Origin of the sequence: Mesobacillus sp. (genome assembly GCF_049588175.1) — a bacterium.
Taxonomy (GTDB): domain Bacteria; phylum Bacillota; class Bacilli; order Bacillales; family Cytobacillaceae; genus Mesobacillus.
The window spans coordinates 1-3,340 of sequence record NZ_JBAVFI010000669.1 but is presented as its reverse complement, the minus strand read 5'-3'; the positions used below and the strand labels follow the sequence as shown (position 1 = coordinate 3,340).

Genomic DNA, 3,340 nt, shown 5'->3' with positions numbered 1-3,340 from the left:
AAATGGTTGACGAATCATGTATATACAAGTAAAATGAAAACGTAATCAAAAAACATGTATATACAAGTTTTCTTTCATGTGCAATTTTTTTTATGTTAAATGAAAACGGTAACAGGAGGAGAGAAATATGAATCGTCAAGCAGTTGAGCAGATTGTTGAAGCTGTCGGCGGCAAAGAAAATATTGCTGCTGCCACACATTGTGTTACTAGGCTGCGTTTTGCCTTAAAGGACGAAGGCAAGGTAGATAAAGATAAACTCGAAAACATCGATCTTGTAAAAGGTTCATTCTCAGCTAATGGTCAATATCAGGTTGTAATCGGGCAGGGACTGGTAGACAAAGTATATAACGAAATGGTTGAAATCACTGGCATTGGTACAGCGACAAAACAGGAAATTAAAGATGCTGCAGAACAAAATCTAAATCCATTGCAGAGAGCAATAAAAACTCTGGCAGATATTTTCATTCCGATTTTGCCAGCAATCGTCACAGCCGGTTTGTTAATGGGAATCAATAATATTCTTACCGGTAAGGATATCTTTTTTGAAGGCAAGGCACTCATTGATGTTTATACAAACTGGGCAGACTTTGCAAGCATCATTAATCTGATTGCGAACACTGCATTCGTTTTCTTGCCAGGATTGATCGGCTGGAGTGCCGTCAATAAATTTGGCGGAAACCCGCTTCTCGGTATTGTGCTCGGTTTAATGCTTGTTCACCCCGATTTATTGAATGCTTGGGGGTATGGCGCAGCTCAGCAGGAAGGCAAGATTCCTACATGGAATTTATTTGGATTAACAGTTGAAAAAGTAGGCTATCAAGGTCAGGTATTGCCTGTATTGCTTGCTTCTTATGTACTTGCAAAAATGGAGATATTCCTGAAAAAACGCATCCCTGATGCATTCCAGCTGCTGACAGTTGCTCCGATCTCGTTATTGGTAACAGGTTTTCTTTCTTTCATCGTAATTGGACCGATTACATTTATGATTGGCAATGGCATTACTGCTGCGGTGGTTGGTATTTTTGATGCCGTACCAGCAATTGGCGGTTTAATCTACGGAGGTCTTTATGCACCACTCGTTATCACAGGGATGCACCATACGTTCCTGGCAGTTGATTTACAGTTGATTGGCACAATTGGCGGTACCTTCTTATGGCCTATGGTAGCACTTTCTAATATTGCCCAGGGTTCAGCAGCATTTGCGATGATGTTTGCAGATAAGAATAATGAAAAACTTAAAGGCTTATCTTTAACATCAGCTATTTCTGCATGGCTTGGAATTACCGAACCAGCGATGTTTGGGGTGAACCTGCGTTATAAATATCCGTTTATCGCTGCGATTATTGGTTCAGCGATCGCTGGAATAGTTATTACTCTTCGCGGAGTTCAGGCACCTTCCATCGGTGTAGGCGGCTTGCCGGCATTCTTGTCCATCTTCACAGAATTTTGGGGAGTATTCTTCATCGGTATGGGAATCGCACTCGTTGTTCCATTCGTACTGACATTCATAATGGCTAAGGCGAAACAGAAAAAAGAAGCTTAATTGCAGCTAGAGGTAATCCTGATGGAGGTGGATGTATCAATGACTGAACCATGGTGGAAAAAGGCTGTAGTCTATCAAATCTATCCAAAGAGTTTTTATGACACAACCGGAAATGGAACGGGCGACCTTCAGGGGATAATCGCCAAGCTTGATTATCTGAAAGAATTGGGTGTGGAAGTAATTTGGCTTACGCCAATTTATGATTCCCCACAGCGAGATAACGGCTACGATATAAGAGACTATTATAATATCTTTGAAGAATACGGCACAATGGAAGACTTTGACCGGCTGCTGGAAGAAGCGCATCAGCGCGGCATTAAACTGATTATGGATATCGTGGTGAACCACTCATCAACAGAGCACGAGTGGTTCCGGGATGCCCGAAAGTCAAAGGACAGCCCTTACCGGGATTTCTATATATGGAAGGATCCTAAAGAAGACGGAAGTGAACCGACTAATTGGGAATCAAAGTTTGGCGGAAACGCATGGAAGTATGACGAGGCAACAGGACAATACTACCTCCATCTTTTCGATGTGACCCAGGCTGATCTGAACTGGGAGAATGAACAGCTTCGCAATGATGTGTATGAAATGATGCACTACTGGTTTAAAAAGGGTGTTGATGGATTCAGGCTTGATGTTATTAACCTTATTTCCAAAGACCAGGACTTCCCGGATGATGACGGGTCGGTGCCACCGGGTGACGGGCGTAAATTTTACACGGACGGTCCTAAGATCCATCAGTATTTGCAGGAAATGAATCGTGAAGTATTCTCGAAGTATGACAGCATGACTGTTGGCGAAATGTCTTCTACAACAATCGAGAATTGCATTAAATACTCAAATCCGGATAGTAATGAATTGAGCATGACTTTCAATTTCCACCATTTAAAAGTCGATTACTTAAATGGAGATAAATGGACGCTTGCTGATTTTAACTTCCTCGCTTTGAAACGGATATTATCGTTATGGCAGTCCGAAATGCATAAAGGCGGAGGCTGGAATGCATTATTCTGGTGCAACCATGACCAGCCCCGGATTGTATCCCGGTACGGGAATGATGGCGAGTACCATCGCCAATCTGCCAAAATGCTGGCAACTGTTGTCCATATGATGCAGGGGACACCTTATATTTATCAGGGCGAAGAAATTGGGATGACGAATCCTTACTATGATGAAATTGAGGACTACCGCGATGTCGAATCATTGAATATGTATAAAATCAAACTCGCAGAAGGTATGCCGGAGGAAGAAATTCTGAACATCCTGCAAAGCAAGTCCCGTGACAACTCAAGGACACCTGTCCAATGGAATGCCGAAGAACATGCAGGCTTTACAAAAGGCACTCCATGGATAAATGTCGCAAAAAATTACCAGACTGTAAATGTCGAAAATGCTCTAGCTGACAAAGATTCAGTTTTTTATCATTACAAAAAACTGATCCAGCTTAGAAAGCAATACGACATCATCACGTATGGCGATTACGAGCTGATTTTAGAAGATCACCCAGAAATATTTGCGTATGTAAGGAATGGCCAGAGTGAAAAATTACTTGTAGTGAATAATTTTTACGGAAAAGAAACTGTGTTTGAACTACCGGAAACAGTGAATCTTGAAGGCTATAACGCTGAAATATTACTCTCGAATTATGATGATTCCGGCGAGAATATTTCTACGCTAAATCTTCGACCATATGAATCGGTTGTTTTCCATTTAATGAAATAAGATATGTGGAGGCCTTAGTGCCTCCACAATTTTTTTGTTTTGGCCGAAATTTCCACCAGATGGAAAAAGTAG

General features: G+C 41.6%; 2 protein-coding genes. Both read left to right on the top strand.

Features of this window, described 5'->3' with window-relative positions:
• Positions 1–127 precede the first annotated feature (127 nt).
• Positions 128–1,543, top strand: coding sequence for a PTS system trehalose-specific EIIBC component (treP, locus tag WB217_RS16315; protein WP_423994320.1), 1,416 nt, complete (start codon positions 128–130; stop codon positions 1,541–1,543).
• A gap of 39 nt (positions 1,544–1,582) precedes the next feature.
• The gene (gene treC, locus WB217_RS16310; protein ID WP_423994318.1) at positions 1,583–3,268 is read left to right on the top strand and encodes an alpha,alpha-phosphotrehalase; all 1,686 of its coding nucleotides are present in this window, start codon (positions 1,583–1,585) and stop codon (positions 3,266–3,268) included.
• Positions 3,269–3,340: the final 72 nt, after the last annotated feature.